General features: G+C 58.1%; 1 protein-coding gene. It reads left to right on the forward strand.

The window, feature by feature from the left end; all coding sequences use genetic code 11:
- Positions 1 to 17: 17 nt before the first annotated feature.
- Positions 18 to 272: AI-2E family transporter (locus ACZ3GY_RS23970; protein ID WP_465912231.1), on the forward strand; the 255-nt coding region annotated here is incomplete at its 3' end.

The following is a 272-nucleotide window of genomic DNA, read 5'->3' on the forward strand; positions in this document are numbered from 1 at the left end:
CGGCCGTCTGCGGTATCCTGATGATCTTTTACGGTGTAGCGCTGACCGTGTCGGGGCTGAATTTCGGCCTGTTGATCGGCATATCCATCGGCTTTCTCAGCTTCATTCCCTATGTCGGGTCGCTCACCGGCCTGATCCTGTCGCTGGGCGTCGCCATCGTGCAGTTCTGGCCGAACTGGTCGATGGTGGCGATCATCATCGGCATCTTCGTGGTCGGGCAGTTTCTCGAAGCCTATGTGCTCTATCCTTACCTGGTCGGTGAATCGGTCGGC

It is taken from the genome of Pseudomonas sp. PME37.24/006 (assembly GCF_055556635.1).